18 protein-coding genes are annotated in these 13,895 nt (G+C 72.6%); 7 read left to right on the top strand and 11 right to left on the bottom strand.

Annotation, left to right across the window (positions count from 1 at the left end; genetic code table 11):
• Positions 1 to 18 precede the first annotated feature (18 nt).
• On the top strand, positions 19 to 828 hold the full coding sequence (locus tag ACVWWH_RS00730) for an HAD family hydrolase (protein ID WP_457315263.1): 810 nt from the start codon (positions 19 to 21) through the stop codon (positions 826 to 828).
• A gap of 125 nt (positions 829 to 953) precedes the next feature.
• On the opposite strand, the gene ACVWWH_RS00725 is transcribed toward ACVWWH_RS00730, so the two are convergent.
• From ACVWWH_RS00725 to ACVWWH_RS00715, 3 genes are all read right to left on the bottom strand, one after another.
• The gene (locus tag ACVWWH_RS00725) at positions 954 to 1,052 is read right to left on the bottom strand and encodes a 30S ribosomal protein bS22 (protein WP_003792170.1); all 99 of its coding nucleotides are present in this window, start codon (positions 1,050 to 1,052) and stop codon (positions 954 to 956) included.
• 120 nt (positions 1,053 to 1,172) lie between these two features.
• Positions 1,173 to 1,376, bottom strand: coding sequence for a helix-turn-helix domain-containing protein (locus tag ACVWWH_RS00720; protein ID WP_066500031.1), 204 nt, complete (start codon positions 1,374 to 1,376; stop codon positions 1,173 to 1,175).
• A gap of 10 nt (positions 1,377 to 1,386) precedes the next feature.
• Entirely contained in the window at positions 1,387 to 2,532 is a 1,146-nt protein-coding gene (locus ACVWWH_RS00715) for a 3-deoxy-7-phosphoheptulonate synthase (RefSeq protein WP_457315262.1), read from the bottom strand.
• A 433-nt stretch (positions 2,533 to 2,965) separates the two neighbouring features.
• Here ACVWWH_RS00715 and ACVWWH_RS00710 point away from each other — a divergent pair, with 433 nt between their 5' ends.
• Complete coding sequence (locus tag ACVWWH_RS00710; protein ID WP_066500037.1) at positions 2,966 to 3,688, top strand: ANTAR domain-containing protein; 723 nt, start codon at positions 2,966 to 2,968, stop codon at positions 3,686 to 3,688.
• A gap of 54 nt (positions 3,689 to 3,742) precedes the next feature.
• Here the strand turns inward: ACVWWH_RS00710 and ACVWWH_RS00705 are convergent, their stop codons facing one another.
• The 3 genes from ACVWWH_RS00705 to ACVWWH_RS00695 all read right to left on the bottom strand — a co-directional run bounded on the left by ACVWWH_RS00705 (position 3,743) and on the right by ACVWWH_RS00695 (position 5,254).
• The gene (locus tag ACVWWH_RS00705) at positions 3,743 to 4,171 is read right to left on the bottom strand and encodes a hypothetical protein (protein WP_066500040.1); all 429 of its coding nucleotides are present in this window, start codon (positions 4,169 to 4,171) and stop codon (positions 3,743 to 3,745) included.
• The gene (locus ACVWWH_RS00700; protein ID WP_457315261.1) at positions 4,168 to 4,428 is read right to left on the bottom strand and encodes a hypothetical protein; all 261 of its coding nucleotides are present in this window, start codon (positions 4,426 to 4,428) and stop codon (positions 4,168 to 4,170) included. The genes ACVWWH_RS00705 and ACVWWH_RS00700 overlap by 4 nt, the downstream gene beginning before the upstream one ends.
• Before the next feature lie 88 nt (positions 4,429 to 4,516).
• On the bottom strand, positions 4,517 to 5,254 hold the full coding sequence (locus tag ACVWWH_RS00695; RefSeq protein ID WP_457315260.1) for a LuxR C-terminal-related transcriptional regulator: 738 nt from the start codon (positions 5,252 to 5,254) through the stop codon (positions 4,517 to 4,519).
• Between the two features lie 334 nt (positions 5,255 to 5,588).
• Here ACVWWH_RS00695 and ACVWWH_RS00690 point away from each other — a divergent pair, with 334 nt between their 5' ends.
• From ACVWWH_RS00690 to ACVWWH_RS00680, 3 genes are all read left to right on the top strand, one after another.
• Complete coding sequence (locus tag ACVWWH_RS00690) at positions 5,589 to 6,179, top strand: hypothetical protein (protein ID WP_457315259.1); 591 nt, start codon at positions 5,589 to 5,591, stop codon at positions 6,177 to 6,179.
• A 160-nt stretch (positions 6,180 to 6,339) separates the two neighbouring features.
• Positions 6,340 to 6,645: a hypothetical protein gene (locus ACVWWH_RS00685; RefSeq protein WP_457315258.1), complete on the top strand. Its 306-nt coding sequence runs from the start codon at positions 6,340 to 6,342 to the stop codon at positions 6,643 to 6,645.
• Positions 6,646 to 6,667: 22 nt separating this feature from the next.
• The gene (locus ACVWWH_RS00680) at positions 6,668 to 7,723 is read left to right on the top strand and encodes a zinc-dependent alcohol dehydrogenase family protein (RefSeq protein WP_457315257.1); all 1,056 of its coding nucleotides are present in this window, start codon (positions 6,668 to 6,670) and stop codon (positions 7,721 to 7,723) included.
• A gap of 52 nt (positions 7,724 to 7,775) precedes the next feature.
• Here ACVWWH_RS00680 and ACVWWH_RS00675 read toward each other — a convergent pair whose 3' ends face one another.
• From ACVWWH_RS00675 to ACVWWH_RS00665, 3 genes are all read right to left on the bottom strand, one after another.
• Positions 7,776 to 8,966 carry an acetyl-CoA acetyltransferase gene (locus ACVWWH_RS00675; protein WP_066500051.1) on the bottom strand — a complete coding sequence of 397 codons (1,191 nt, stop codon included), beginning with the start codon at positions 8,964 to 8,966 and terminating at the stop codon, positions 7,776 to 7,778.
• Positions 8,966 to 9,667 carry a 3-oxoacid CoA-transferase subunit B gene (locus tag ACVWWH_RS00670; protein ID WP_457315256.1) on the bottom strand — a complete coding sequence of 234 codons (702 nt, stop codon included), beginning with the start codon at positions 9,665 to 9,667 and terminating at the stop codon, positions 8,966 to 8,968. The genes ACVWWH_RS00675 and ACVWWH_RS00670 overlap by 1 nt, the downstream gene beginning before the upstream one ends.
• A 122-nt stretch (positions 9,668 to 9,789) precedes the next feature.
• Complete coding sequence (locus tag ACVWWH_RS00665; protein ID WP_066500055.1) at positions 9,790 to 10,506, bottom strand: CoA transferase subunit A; 717 nt, start codon at positions 10,504 to 10,506, stop codon at positions 9,790 to 9,792.
• A 180-nt stretch (positions 10,507 to 10,686) separates the two neighbouring features.
• Between ACVWWH_RS00665 and ACVWWH_RS00660 the strand changes: the two genes are divergently transcribed.
• Entirely contained in the window at positions 10,687 to 11,463 is a 777-nt protein-coding gene (locus ACVWWH_RS00660) for an IclR family transcriptional regulator (protein ID WP_457315255.1), read from the top strand.
• Between the two features lie 53 nt (positions 11,464 to 11,516).
• Here ACVWWH_RS00660 and ACVWWH_RS00655 read toward each other — a convergent pair whose 3' ends face one another.
• Entirely contained in the window at positions 11,517 to 12,254 is a 738-nt protein-coding gene (locus tag ACVWWH_RS00655) for a dienelactone hydrolase family protein (RefSeq protein WP_457315254.1), read from the bottom strand.
• 83 nt (positions 12,255 to 12,337) lie between these two features.
• Here ACVWWH_RS00655 and ACVWWH_RS00650 point away from each other — a divergent pair, with 83 nt between their 5' ends.
• Entirely contained in the window at positions 12,338 to 13,318 is a 981-nt protein-coding gene (locus ACVWWH_RS00650) for a squalene cyclase (protein ID WP_457315253.1), read from the top strand.
• 10 nt (positions 13,319 to 13,328) lie between these two features.
• On the opposite strand, the gene ACVWWH_RS00645 is transcribed toward ACVWWH_RS00650, so the two are convergent.
• Positions 13,329 to 13,877: an ArsR/SmtB family transcription factor gene (locus tag ACVWWH_RS00645; protein WP_457315252.1), complete on the bottom strand. Its 549-nt coding sequence runs from the start codon at positions 13,875 to 13,877 to the stop codon at positions 13,329 to 13,331.
• Between the last annotated feature and the right edge of the window lie 18 nt (positions 13,878 to 13,895).

Raw genomic sequence — 13,895 nt, 5'->3', positions numbered from 1 at the left:
AATCGCTAGACTCGGACCATGCCCGCAGAGAAGAAGGCGCTGGATCCAGTGCGCCCCGCGCCCCTCGGGCGCCCGGGCGAGGCAGCCTTCTTCGACGTGGACAACACCCTCATGAAGGGGGCCAGCCTCTTCCACGTGGCGCGCAAGATGTACGAACGCGGCGCCTTCACCCTCCGCGACGCTGCCGGCTTCGCCTGGAAGCACGTGGCGTTCCTGTTCCGCGGCGAGAGCCTCGAGGACGTCCGCTCGATCGAGGCCTCGGCCCTCGCGCTCGGAGCCGGGATCCTCGCGGTAGACGTCGAGACGATCGGCCACGAGGTCTACGACGAATTCATCGAGTCACGCATCTGGCCCGGCACCAAGGCCCTCGCCGAGCAGCACCTGCGCGTGGGCCGGCGGGTGTGGCTCGTGACGGCCACGCCGATCGAGGTCGCCTCCGTCATCGCCGACCGCCTGGGGCTCACCGGCGCGCTCGGGACGGTGGGCGAGATCGAGGACGGCGCCTACACCGGCCGGCTCGTGGGCGAGATCCTGCACGGGAAGGCCAAGGCGACCGCCGCCGCAGAGCTCGCCGAGCGGGAGGGCCTCGACCTCGACCGCTGCTGGGCCTACTCGGACTCGCACAATGACATCCCGCTGCTGACCCTCGTGGGGCACCCCGTGGCCATCAATCCCGATGCGCGCCTGCGCGCGCACGCGCATGCGCACAACTGGCCCATCTACGACTTCCGCGCCGGGCGCCGGGCCGCGACGCTCGGGCTCAAGGCCGCCACCGTCGGCGGCGCGTTGTACGGGCTGTGGCGCGGCTACGCCCGCTTCCGCCGGTAGCTGTACCCGGCTGCCCCCTCTCCCGCGAAGTCACCCCGTGGGAAGGAAGGTGCCCGGACGCACGTGAGGCCCGCTCCCACGAAGGGAACGGGCCCCACCCACCATCGCCCCTCAGGGGCGGGCGCCTACTTCTTGTTGCGGCGCTGGTGACGAGTCTTGCGAAGCAGCTTGCGGTGCTTCTTCTTGGCCATGCGCTTGCGGCGCTTCTTGATAACCGAACCCATGAAAAGTTCCTTACCGGTAGTTGGTGCCCCGGGCTGCTGGCCGGGTCGCGCACAGGGGCGCCGTTCAACCAACTGCTGGTGACGTGACGTAAAACGTTCCTGAACAGGATACCGTACGCGTCAGGCCGACTCGGTCCTGCCGTCCACGACCGAGTTCTTCAGGTACTGCTCGACCGCGGCCTCCGGAACCCGGTAGGAGCGGCCGAAGCGCACGGCAGGCATCTCCCCCGAGTGCACCAGACGGTAGACCGTCATCTTCGACACCCGCATCATCTCCGCGACCTCAGCGACTGTGAGGAACCGCGACGAGGAGAAATCAGACATACAAACAACTCTAGTTGCTGGAGTGGCCCTTGGGAACGCGGCGGGCCCGAACGGCTCCCGCGAGCTGATCGAGGACCTGCTCGGTGACGCCCCACTCCATGCACTTGTCGGTCACGCTCTGCCCGTAGACGAGCTGCGCACGGCCGGCAGCGAACTCGGCCACGTCGAGCGGCTGGGCCCCGCCCACGAGGAAGCTCTCGAGCATGACGCCGGCCACCGCACCGGCCGCTTCGCCGCCCGCGGCGAGCTCCGCGCCGATCTCGAGGGCCACCTCGGCCTGGCGGTGGTGGTCCTTGCCGCTGTTGGCATGGCTCGCGTCCACGATGAGGCGCGGGTTGAGTCCCTTGCCCGCCATCCGGGCAGAGGCCGCGGCGACGTGCTCGGCGCCGTAGTTCGGCCCCGCGGATCCCCCGCGGAGGATGAGGTGGGTGTCGGGGTTGCCGGCGGTCTCCACGAGGGCGGCCCGGCCGGCGTCGTCAATCCCGAGGAAGGCCTGCGCGGCGGCCGCGGCCCCGCACGCGTCGACGGCGACCCCGAGCCCGCCGTCGGTGCCGTTCTTGAAGCCGACCGGCATCGAGAGGCCGGAGACGAGCTGGCGGTGGATCTGGCTCTCCGTGGTCCGGGCGCCGATCGCGCCCCAGACGATCGCGTCCGCGGTGTACTGCGGGCTGATGGGCTCAAGGAATTCGGTGGCCGTGGGGAGCCCGAGCGCGAGGACGTCGAGGAGGAAGCGCCGCGCGGTGCGCAGCCCGGCGGGGATGTCGTGGCTCCCGTCCAGGTGGGGGTCGTTGATGAGCCCCTTCCAGCCCACGGTGGTGCGCGGCTTCTCGAAGTACGTCCGCATCACCACGAGCAGGTCCTCGCGGTGTCCGCGGGCGACGCCGGCCAGTCGCCGCGCGTAGTCGAGGCCCGCCTCGGGGTCGTGGATGGAGCAGGGCCCCACGATCACGAGGAGCCTGTCGTCCAGCCCGTCCATGATGGCGCGCACCTCGTCGCGGGCGCGGGCCACGGTCCGGGCGGCGCCGTCCGAGAGGGGCAGCTCGCCGAGGATCTCCTCGGGGGACGGGAGCGCGGTGAACTCGGCGACACGGAGGTTGCCGGTGGAGGAGATGGCCGCGGCGGAGCTGGCGGTCGGGGCGGCGGGCTGGGGGTTCATGGGGTCCTGTCCTTCATCTGCAGGCCCCGCGGGGTCCAGAGCCTGCCGTTGATATGGCAAAGGGCAAGGACCGTGAAGTCCCTGCCCTGTTGGCTCTGGAAGTCGGTACGCGAAACTCTACGCTTGGCCCTCCAGAGCCAACGCAAAATACGCATACCAACGCTTGAACATGCGCCCACCGTAGCTCCCGGGCCGCCGGGACGCCAAAGACAGCCCGCATAGTGGACGCCGGCCCCGGGTGTCCCCTCTTCCGTGGTGGATCGAGGCGTTCGTGGCGGGTCCCGGGGGCCTCGAGATTTGACCGGTTCGCGGACTTTCGTCAAAGATGATCGACGGGGCTGCGCCGAGCGCCGCCCGTGCTCAGGAAAAGGGCCGACTTCAGTCCACACGGCCTACGCTCCCGCGGCGGCCGTGCCCCCGAAGGAGCGCACCGATGGCCGCCCGGCCCGAGCTATATCCCGCCACGCACGATCTGATCCACCTGCTGCTGGCGTACTCCGGGCTCGACGCGTTCCTCTCCGCCCTGGCCGACCGCACGGGCCGCCGCCTCGCCCCGCTGGGCCAGCCTGACACCGCACTGGCCGTCTACCGCCGCAACCGGCCAGTGCTGACGGCGGGGGCGGCCCCCTCGCTCGTCCGGCTCACCCAGGAGCGCCTCGCGGACGACGACGTGTACCTCGCCTCCGCGCTCGAGCATTCGCGCTCGGCGTCCGAGGAGCGGCTGCCCGACGCCTGGGCGTCGGGGACCGCCTGGGGCGTCGACGCGGGCCTGCTCGTGGTGCCCGTGCCCGCCGGGCCCTCCGCCACGGCGGCGCTCGTCCTCGTCGGCACGCCGCCTGCGGACCCAGGGACGCGGCGCGCTGCTCTCGCCCTGCTGGGCCGCGTGCGCAATGAGGCGTCGTGGGCGCTGCGGATGGCGGTGCGGCTCGCGGATGAGACGGACCTCGCCGAACACCGGGCCCACGCCATGCAGAACCGGACCGTGATCGACGTGGCGATCGGGGTGATCATGGCCCAGAGCCGATGCTCGGCAGACGAGGCCTTCGATGTCCTGCGCAGGGCGTCGAACAACCGCAACGTCAAGCTGCACACCGTCGCCGCCGAGCTCGTCCGGCGCATCCATCCCGAGCTGCCGCAGACGGCGTTCGTGGACTGAGCGTCTCAGCCGGCCCTTCAGGGGACGCTGAAGCCGGCGCGACCCGCGCCCGGCTCAGCCGGCCCTGCGCATCCCGGAGGTGAGCAGGGCATCGAGCGAGCTGAACGCCTCGTAGGCCACGCGAGCGCCGGCAGCGCGCTGGACCGGGCCGAGGCCCGCATCCTGCTCGAAGCGGCGCTGCGCGGCACGGATCACGGAGCGGGCCGTCTCGGTGTCCCCAGGGTGGCGCAGGAGGCCGACCACGACGCTCTGCAGCGGCCGCAGCGCCGCCTCGAGCATCTTCGCCTCGCTTCCGTTGCCCCGGTCCCGCTCGTGGCGGCGACGCAGGTTGATCAGGTCCCAGGCCTCGAGCGCCCCGAGGCACGCGGCCTCGGTGCGGGCGCGCTCGTCCGGCGCGCCCTCGAGGACCAGCAGGGTGCGGACGCTCTCCCAGCGGGCCAGGAGGCCGCGCCGGCCGCGCGGGGTCAGGGGCGAGACCGTCACGGGCGCTCCCCTCCTTCGGCGCCCGGCTGGCCAGGTGCCCCGGCGTCCGTCTCCCAGACGCCGTCCCTCCACCGCAGCGACTCGGCCGCGGTGGCCGCCGCCGAGAGCACAGCTTCGGCGACCCGGCCGCCCCGGAGCTGATGGTCGATCAGCTGCGAGGCAAGGATGCGGGCGGACTCAGGCGACGCTGCCCGGAACTGGAGGGGGTGCGACCTGCGGGAGGCAGGATTGATGAACGTGAGCTCGTAGTGCGGCATATTGGTTCTCCTCGTGCACGTGCGGGCGTCCATCCAGCATCGCTGCCCGGCGCCCAGGGTCCACAGGGGAAAAGGTCCCAGCGGTGGCTCAGCGCCCGCGCGAGGGCCCCCCAGGGTGGCCGTCCCCGTTCCGGCCGTCCCCGTTCCGGCCGTCCTCGTTCCGGGTGGCGACATGCAGCGCGGCCTGGGTCCGGTGCCTGAGCCCGAGCTTGGTGAGGACCGAGGAGACGTAGTTCTTCGCCGTCTTCTCCGCGAGGTCGAGCTCGCGGGCAATCTGCCGGTTGGTCAGCCCCTCGGCGATGAGGTCCAGCACCCTGTGCTCCTGCGGGGTCAGCGACTCTACGAGGGGATCCTTGGGTTCGGCTGATGAGAGCCGGGCCTTCGCGCGCGCCTCCGCCCCGGGCCCGAAGAGCGTCTCCCCCGCCGCCGCGCGGCCGATCGCCTCCACGAGCGTGGCGGCCGGCGTGTCCTTCGGGAAGTATCCCGCCGCCCCCGCGAGCACCGCTTCGAGGACGGCCTGGTCGTCATGGGCGTCGTTGAGGATGATGCACTGGACGCCCGGGGCCGCGGACCGGAGGCGGCGGCACACCTCGATGCCGATCCCGTCCGTCAGCTGCGTCCCGAGGACCGCGACATGCGGCTCCAGCTGCGGGACCTGGGCGAGACTGTCGCGGACCGATCCCGCTTCCCCGACCACCGTCATCCCGGCGCCCTCGAGCAGGCCCCGCAGGCCGAGGCGGACCACCTCATGGCGATCGAGGATGAACACGCGGACGGCCCCGCCTGCTGGGCTCCTGTCGCCGGTGTGGGACTCACGGCGCTCCATGCCGCCCCCCATCTCGCCGCGGCCGCAACGTCCTTGCTGCAGCCGAGGACATGGTAGGTCCGTGCGCTCGAGGCGGGTCAGGGGAAAAGGTCACTGCCGCCGTGGGGCCGGCTCTGCTGGGCGGCGCGCGCGGCGCCCGGGACAGGCTCGCGGTGAAGACACGGGACTTTTGGCCCTCCAAGGATCCGGCGTCCGTTGTGGACTCTGGAATGGAGCCGCAGTGATCCGGGTCCCCACAGCTTCGGGGCCGACGAGCCGCGGCCGTTGCACCACGTCCCGATCCAGCCCCTGTCCCAGCCCTGCTGGCACGGGCTGGCCAGCTGAGCGGAAAACGATGAAGAGAGTCCCAGCACTCGCACACTACCGCACCCGCACCGCAGAAGCGGCGCTGCACGCCCACCCCTCGAGCCACATCCCCACGGTTCCGCCGCGCCCGGCGACCGAGGAGGAGCTGGCCGGCCGGTGGAACCGGCTGCACGCCACCTTGGTCCGCGCCGGGCTCGATGAGGAGCAGGCCTGGACAGAGGTGGCGCGCATCGCCGCAGGAGAGCTGTGGTCCGAGGCCGCGGGCCAGCTCCGCGAGCACCGCGCCGCGGCCCAGCGCGAGGACGCCCGCGCGTTCGCCCTTGCCCTGCAGTCCGTCCGCGGGGTCCTGCAGCCCCTCACCCTGCGGCCCGGCGACCTGCCCGCCGCGCGCACCGCCGTGACCAAGGCACGCCTGCGCCTCCAGCACAACGGGGAGCTCCTGCAGCGACTGCAGCGGCCCCACCCTGCGTTCGAACGGACCGGGCAGGCCTTCGCGGCGCTCGAGGCCTTCCTGGCCCCCGGCTCGCGGCCCTCGGGCGCGGGTGCCGCCGCCTTCGACGGCGATCCCCGGCCGCGCCCGCGGCGCGGGCACATTTCCAGGTCGGGACCCCGCAGCTAGGGAGCGCGCCGGGCAGAGGGGCGGACGACGACGTCCGCGGCCTCGTGTGCCCGGCCAGTGGTGGTGCTGGGCACGCGCCGCACGGCGGCGTGACCGCAGCAGGAGATGGCCGGGTCGGTCCCCGTGCCCGGATGTCGGAGGCCTCAGGCATGATCCAGCCATGAGTGAGCTGAACAGGATCGGCGAGCCCGAACCGGACCCGGTCGTGGCCCCCGTAGGAGAGGCCTGCCGGCAGCGGGCAGTCCGCGCGCACCGGCCCCTTCCGGTGTGGGTGCGGCTGACGTTCGACGACGGCCGCACGGCCCGCACCGAGAAGGGCTTCGCCCTGGGCTGGAACGGGGAGCACGTGCTCGTGCAGGTGCTCTGGGGCATGTCCTACTACCGGGGCGCGCGCGAGTTCTGGGTCGGGTCCGATCAGGTACGGCGACGGCACCTCGAGCCGCAGTGGCTCGGGCGCTCCGCGTGAAACCCATCAAGGAGGTTCCACTATGAAGGCACTCGTCTACCACGGCCCGGGCCAGAAGGCCTGGGAGGACGTCCCCGACCCCGTCCTCAAGGACCCGACCGACGCGATCGTGAAGGTGGAGACCACCACGATCTGCGGGACCGACCTGCACATCCTCAAGGGTGATGTCCCGGCGGTCACGGACGGCCGGATCCTCGGCCACGAAGGGGTCGGGGTCGTCACCGAGGCCGGGCCCGAATGTACCCGCGTCAAGGTCGGCGACCGTGTGATCATCTCCTGCATCAGCAAGTGCATGGAGTGCGACTTCTGCACCGCCGGGCTCACGTCCCACTGCCGCACCCTCGGGGGCATCGGGTGGATCTTCGGCCACCTCATCGACGGCACCCAAGCCGAGTACGTGCGCGTGCCCTTCGCGGACAACGGGCTCATCCCGCTGCCCGAGGGCGTCACCGCGGAGCAGGGCGCGATGCTCAGCGACATCCTGCCCACCGGCTACGAAATCGGCGTCCTCTACGGCAAGGTGGGCCCCGGCGACGAGGTTGCGGTGGTCGGCTCCGGCCCGGTGGGGCTCGCCGCCATCATGACGGCGGGCCCGGCGGGCGCCTCGAAGGTCATCGCCGTGGACGGCAACGAGTACCGGCTCGAGCAGGCCAGGAACTTCGGCGCGACGGACACGCTCCGGGTCGGCGAGGGCGTCAACGTCGCCGCAGAGATCAAGCGGCTGAGCCGGGACGGTCTCGGGGTCGACGTCGCGATCGAGGCCGTGGGCCTCCCCGCGACCTTCACCACGTGCCTGGATGCGATCCGGCCCGGCGGCCGCGTGGCCAACGTCGGGGTCCACGGCAAGCCGGCCGAGTTCCCCCTCGACCGCGACTGGATCAACAACATCACCGTCACCACGGGGCTCGTCAATGCGACGACGGCGCCGGAGCTCCTCGCGAAGATCACGGCCGGCGAGATCGACCCCGCGAAGTTCGTCACCCACCGGTTCGCGTTCGGGCAGATCCTGGACGCCTACGACACCTTCGCCAACGCCGCCTCCGAGCACGCGCTCAAGGTGGTCATCAGCGCCGAGTGAGCGCGGCTGAGCGGGGCCGGGTATCGGCCCCGCTCACCTGCGGGGGAGGCGGTCAGACCGCCTCGAGCACGCTGACGTAGTTGGCGATCGCCAGGCCGCCCATGTTGTGCACGGCGGCGCGGCGTGCGCCGGGCAGCTGCATCTCCCCCGCGGTCCCCGCCAGCTGCATGGCGGCGATGACATGCTGGGAGACGCCCGTCGCGCCCACGGGGTGGCCCTTGGCCTTCAGCCCGCCCGAGAGGTTCACGGGCAGCCGGCCGCCGCGGTACACCGAGCCGTCCTCGATCGCGACGGAGCCCTTGCCCCGCTCGGCCAGGCCCATGACCTCGTACATGACCAGCTCGGCGATGGTGAAGCAGTCGTGCACCTCGGCGAGATCGAGGTCCGCCAGCCCCACCCCGGCCATGCCGAGCGCCCGGGACCAGGCGGCGCGGCTGCCGGCGAACTCGAGCGGGTCCCGCTTGGCGGCCGGCAGGAAGTCGTTCGCGTGGCCGAAGCCGGCCAGGCGCACCGGCGCGGTGGCGGCGCCCGACGGCGCGTGGCCGGCCGAGAGCACGACGGCTGCGGCGCCGTCGGACACCGGGGAGCAGTCGGTGCGGCGCAGCGGGGCGTCGACCATCGGGTTCTTCTCGGACACGGTCCGGCAGAACTCGACGCCGAAGTCGCGGTGCATCTGCGCGTACGGGTTGGACATGCCGTTGTGGTGGTTCTTCGCGGCGATCGATCCGAGCACATCGGAGACGGCGCCGTAGCGGTCCTCGTAGGCGCGGGCGACCTCGGCGAAGAGGCCGGTGAAGCCGGTGCGCGAGGGGTGCCCGGCGGACTCGTAGCCGGCCGCAAGGAGCGCGGCGCCGACCGTGTCCGCTCCGGCGGAGGTCATCTTCTCCGCACCGATGACGAGGACGTTGCGGGCCGTGCCGGCCAGGAGGGCCTTGACGCCCTGCTGGAACGCGCCCGAGCCGGAGGCGCAGGCGTTCTCGACGCGGGTGGCCGGGACGTTCGCGAGCTCGTCGGAGACCTGGAGCGCGAGCGAGGACGTGAACGCGAGCGGCACCATGCCGGCGTTGTAGTTGCCCACGTAGATCTCGTCGATCTGGCCCGGCTCGAGGCCGGAGTTGGCGATGGCCTCGGCGGCCGCGGCCACGACGAGGGATTCAAGCGTCTCGCCCTCGAGCTTGCCGAAGCGCGTGTGCCCCCAGCCTGTGAGCAGGACGTCGGTTCCGAACTGGTCCTTGAGGGCCATCAGAGCGCCACCTCCACGCGCGCCTCGTCCGCCGAGGCCGCATCGTCCGCCTCGGGCGCGACGTCAAATTCCGCGCCCGTCTTCTGCCGCAGTTCCCCGAGGCCGACGCCGGGGGCCCGCCGCACGAGCGTGAGCCGCCGCCCGCCGTCGTCCGCCTTCACCACGTCGAAGACGGCGAGGTCCGTCACGATCCGGTCCACGACGCCCACCCCGGTGAGCGGCAGGGTGCACTCGGCGACGATCTTGGGCGTGCCGTCCTTGGCCACGTGCTCGGTGAGGACGACGACGCGCGGGGTCCCCGCGACGAGGTCCATCGCCCCGCCCATGCCCTTGACCATCTTCCCGGGGATCTGCCAGTTGGCGAGGTCGCCGTTGCCCGCGACCTGCATCGCGCCGAGGATCGCGACCTTGACGTGGCCGCCGCGGATCATGCCGAAGCTCGTCGCAGAGTCGAAGATCGAGCCGCCCGGAAGCACGGTGACGGTCTGCTTGCCGGCGTTGATGAGGTCGGCGTCCTCGTCGCCCTCATACGGGAAGGGGCCCATGCCGAGGAGCCCGTTCTCGCTCTGCAGGTGCACGGTCACGCCGTCGGGGAGGTGGTTGGCCACAAGGGTTGGGATGCCGATCCCGAGGTTCACGTAGTCGCCGTCGCTGAGCTCGGTGGCGGCGATGGCCGCCATCTCGTCGCGGGTCCAGGCCATGGGAGGCCCTCCTTCTGGAAGTCAGGTTCTGGAAGTCAGGTTCTGGGAGTCAGGTTCTGGGAGTCACCTTCTGGGGGTCACGCGAGGTGACTCCCAGAAGCTGACCTTCAGATGGGCGCGGGTCAGCCGACGACGGCGGCCGGCCGGGGGCGCGTGGTGACCTGCTCGATGTGCTTCACCCGGTCGGTCGCCTGGAGGAGGCGCTGGACGTACACGCCCGGGGTCACGATGTGGTTCGGGTCGAGCGCTCCGGCGGGGACGATCTGCTCGGCCTCGGCGACGGTGATCCTGCCGGCCGTGGCGACGACCGGGTTGAAGTTCCGCGCCGTGTAGCGGTAGACGAGGTTGCCCGCGGTGTCCGCCGTGTGGGCATGGACCAGGGCGACGTCGGCCACGATGCCGCGCTCCTGGACGTAGAGCTCGCCGTCGAAGGTCTCGTGCGGCTTGCCCTCGGCCACGAGGGTCCCCACGCCGGTTTTCGTGTAGAAGGCCGGGATGCCGGCGCCGCCGGCGCGCAGCCGCTCGGCGAGCGTGCCCTGGGGGGTGAACTCGACCTCGAGGCGGCCGGCGAGGTACTGCTCCGCGAACAGCCTGTTCTCGCCGACGTAGCTCGCGATCACCTTGGCGACCTGCCCGGCCTCGATGAGCACGCCGAGGCCCTTGCCGTCCACGCCCATGTTGTTCGAGACGACCGTCAGAGACGTCACCCCGGAGTCCCGCACGGCGTCGATGAGGTCTGCGGGGATGCCGCTGAGGCCGAACCCTCCGACCGCCAGGGTCATGCCGTCGGCGAGGGCCCCGGCGAGGGCCTCGGCGGCGTCGGTGTACATCGTGGGCATGGGCTCCTCCTCGAGCTGGCTGCGTCCCGTGGCCCGCTGCGGCCACGTTGTGGACTCTTCTGCTCAGCGAGCGTAAGCAGGTGTTGCCCGCGTCACAAGGGAGTACCGATGGAGCTGTTCACGTCGTGGCGACGGCTGCGTAGAATGTCCACATTGTGGCGGATTTCTGTGAGGGAGGCCATGTCCGGGATCCAGGGCACGCAGGTCGTGGGCCGCGTGGCGCTCGTCCTGCGGGTCATCGCGCGGGCCGGCGGAGCGGGGCTGTCGCTGGCCGGGATCGTGCGCGCCTCCGGACTCACCCGGCCCACCGTCCACCGGCTGCTCAAGGCCCTCGCCGCGGACGGCCTGCTGGACTTCGACGAGGGGGCCGGTCGCTGGCACCTCGGGCCGGAGCTGTACGTCATGGGTGCTGTCGCCGCGGGCCGCTTCGCGGTCGAGCACCTCGCCCGCCCCGCCCTCCGGCGGCTGGCCGAGGCGACCGGCGAGTCCGCGTTCCTCTCGATCCGCCGGGGCGACGAGACCGTGTGCCTCGCCCGCGAGGAGGGCAGCTTCCCGGTGCGCTCGTTCGTGCTCTACGAGGGCAAGCGCTTCCCGCTCGGCGTCGCCTCGGCCGGGATCGCGATCCTCGCCTTCCTGCCCGGCGGCGAGGCCGAGCCGATCATCGCGGACGACGCCGCCCGCACCGCGGAGTACGGCCCGACGCATGCCGCCGGCCCCCTACGGGAGCGGCTGGCCGAGACCCGCGAGCTGGGCTACTCCGTGAACCCGGGGCTCGTGGTCGAGGGCTCCTATGGGCTCGGCGCGGCGGTGTTCGATCCCTCCGGGCGGCCGGCGTGGGCGCTCTCCCTCACGGGGATCGAGCCGCGCTTCCGGCCGGGCCGGCGCGAGGAGCTCGGAGAGCAGCTCCTGGCCGAGGCCCACCGGCTCTCCACGGCCATCGCCTCACCGCGGCCCTGACGGCCGCCCCCGGGCCGTGCGGCGGGCACGGGGACGGTGCTCCCCGAGCCCCCTCAGGCCGCCGCGCCACCGAGGTGCCGGGCGAAGAACGCCACGGAGCTCGCCTCCTCGTGGTCGGGGACCTCGCCGTGGGCGCCGGGGTTGGCGTGCAGCGTCTTGTCCTTCGAGCCGACCAGGTCGAAGAGCCGCAGCGCGCTCACGCGCGAGACGAGCGGGTCGTCCCACTGCATGACGAACTGGACGGGCACCCGGATCGCCGCCGCGCTCTCGGCCACGGTCTCGCCGATCAAGCCCAGCACGGCAGCCCGGATGCGCCCTTCGGCGGCGACGAGCGGGAACCCGATGGCCGCTCCGAGGGAGTAGCCCCAGTACCCCGCGTGCGCGGCGCCGGCCATGCCTTCGGCCTCGAGGTCGTCGAGCAGCAGGCTCCATTCGTGCACCGCCTCCTGGGCCACCGCCGCGTTGAGGTCCGCCACGGCGGCGCCGAAGTCCGGGCTGCCCTGCGCGTCCCGCATGCGCTCGATCCGCCGCTCGAGCTCCGCCGTCCTGGGGCGGCCGCCATGGCCGGGGGCGTCCAGAGCGGCCACCGCATAGCCGCTGTGCACGAGGCCTTCGGCCCGGGCGCGCATCCCCGGCGCCTGGGTGCTCTGTCCTCCCCCATGGCCCAGGAGCACGAGGGGGCGCCCCGCGGCGTCGTCCGGGCCCCAGAGGACTCCGGTGGTGCTGTCCCCCATCCGGAATGCACGCCTGCCCGCCGCGCCTGCCGGCGCCGGATCCGTGTACTGCAGCATGTCTGCCTCCTTCTCGAACCCCCGCCGTGAAAGGTCCCGTGGGGGGGGCTTGCCGCCCCACGGGTGCGAGTAGCCTAGCCCCCATGGGGGACGATCTCACCGGGTGGCTCCTCGACGCCGATCCTGCCCTGCGCTGGCAGGTCGAGCGCGATCTCGCCGGGGCCGCGCCCGAGGTGTGGCAGGCCACCCGTGCCAGGGTGGCGACCGAGGGCCACGGCGCACGCCTGCTCGCACTCCAGGACCCCGACGGGCAGTGGGCCGGAGGGGCGTTCTTCCCCGCGGACTTCGACGTCCACGGCCCCGAGGCCGCGCCGGATGCGGGCCAGCCCTGGACGGCGACGACGTGGACCCTCACCACCCTGCGCGAGTGGGGCCTCGACGCCGCGGCGCTGGCCGGGACCGCGGAGAAGCTCGCGGCCAACAGCCGGTGGGAGTACGACGATCTGCCCTACTGGGGCGGTGAGGTCGACGCGTGCATCAACGCCGCCACGCTCGCCAACGGCGCGTGGCTCGGCGCGGACGTCGGGGCGCTCGCGCAGTGGTTCGTGGACCACCAGACGGCCGAGGGCGGCTGGAACTGCGAATGGGTCAACGGCTCGATCCGCTCGTCGTTCGACTCGACCCTCAGCTGCCTGCGCGGCATCCTCGCCTACGAACAGTCCCCGCAGGGCGCCTCGGCGTCCCCGGAGGGCCTCCGCCTGGCGCGCACCGCGGGCGAAGAGTACCTCCTGGCCCGGCGCCTGATGTACCGGGCGAGCACCGGCGACCTGATCCGGCCGCGGTTCCAGGTCTTCGGCTACCCGTTCCGCTGGCAGTACACCGTGCTCCGGGCGCTGGACTACTTCCGGGCCTCCGCCCTCCACGACGGCACCGCGCCGGACCCGCGGCTCGAGGAGGCCGTCGAGCTCGTCCGGGGCAGGCGAGGGCCCGACGGGACCTGGGTGCAGGAGCACCGGTACCCGGGGCGGACGTGGTTCGACGTCGACGTCCCTCCCGGAGAGCCCTCGAAGTGGCTCACGTTCCACGCCGCCCGGGTCCTCGGCTGGTGGGACGGCCGCGCGTGAGCTCTTCGAGCTACTTCCGGCGCCCGAACTTGGGCAGGTTCGCCATGAGCTCCGTGGCCCGCGCGGCGGCGCGCTCGACCGTGCGCTGGATCTGCGCCGGCCGGCTCCCCTCGGGCCTCGCCTCGAGCCGCTCGGCCGGGCCGGGCACGACGGCGGCCGGCACCAGCGCGGCCTCCTCGCCGGTGCGCGGGCTGGGCGGGGCGGCCCGGGCGGGCGGTTCCTCGGCCTGCGCCGGGCCGGCCTCGGGCGCTGCCTGTTCCACCGCGGAGGGCGGGGCAGCGGCGGCGGGCGGGGACGGCGCCGTCGTGCGCAGCCCGGCGAGCCAGCCGCCGACCTCGTCGAGCGGCTCGAGCCGGAGGGCGTAGAAGCGCTTCTGCCCCTGGGCGCGGGTGCTCACGAGTCCCGCGTCGCGGAGGACCTTGAGGTGCTTGGACACCGTCGGCTGGCTCGCGGCGAGGGCCTCGACGAGTTCGCCCACTGCCTTGTCACCGGTCCGCAGCGTGTCGAGGATGTCCCTCCGCGTGCGGTCAGCGATGACGGCGAAGATGTCAGTCACCATGCTTCCAGCCTACCCATC

The sequence above is a fragment of the Sinomonas sp. RB5 genome, assembly GCF_054063535.1.
This window is presented reverse-complemented; position numbering and strand designations above follow the sequence as displayed.